The organism is Methylobacter tundripaludum SV96 (genome assembly GCF_000190755.2).
GTDB lineage: Bacteria > Pseudomonadota > Gammaproteobacteria > Methylococcales > Methylomonadaceae > Methylobacter_A > Methylobacter_A tundripaludum.
This window is the reverse complement of sequence record NZ_JH109152.1, coordinates 1,155,362-1,156,066: the sequence shown is the minus strand read 5'-3', so window position 1 is coordinate 1,156,066 and position 705 is coordinate 1,155,362. Positions and strand designations below refer to the sequence as shown.

Genomic DNA, 705 nt, shown 5'->3' with positions numbered 1-705 from the left:
GCGAAGGCGGCGCGACCTATACCCTGACCGATACCTCGAACATCGAAATTACCTCCGGCACCGCGTTCACGATCACCTTGAGCGCGACCGACAAGGCCGCGATCAACCAGATCGTTAACAAAAACGGCACGTCGTCGACCGGCGCCACCACCTATAACCTCGCCGCGGCCGAGGACTGGACCGCCGGGGCGGCGGCCGGGGTCACCGATGCCGACCTGACCGGCAACGGCATCACCGTCAGCAACGTGGCGGTGCCGGCCATTACCTCGTCCACCTACGATGCCACCACCGGCGCGTTGGTCGTGACCGGCACCGGCTTCCTGAAATTGAACGGCGCGAGCAACGACATCGTCGCCAATAAATTCACCTTTAAGGGGGAGGGCAACGCAACTTACACCTTGACCGATACCGCCAACGTCGAGATCACCTCGGGCACCTCGTTCACCATCACCCTGAGCGCCACCGACAAGGCGGCAGTCAACCAGTTCATTAACAAAAACGGCACGTCGTCGACCAGCGGCACCACTTATAACCTGGCTGCGGCAGAAGACTGGACCGCCGGAGCGGCGGCCGGGGTCACCGATGCCGACCTGACCGGCAACGGCATCACCGTCAGCAATGTGGCGGTACCGGCCATTACCTCGTCCACCTACGATGCCACCACCGGCGCATTAGTGGTGACCGGCACCGGCTCCTGTCGAAGTC

The 705-nt window shown here is 63.0% G+C and carries 1 protein-coding gene; it reads left to right on the top strand.

The genetic code is table 11. The features are described 5' to 3' along the window. A partial coding sequence (locus tag METTU_RS25080; protein ID WP_217182792.1) for a hypothetical protein occupies positions 1-705 on the top strand: 705 nt, incomplete at both ends.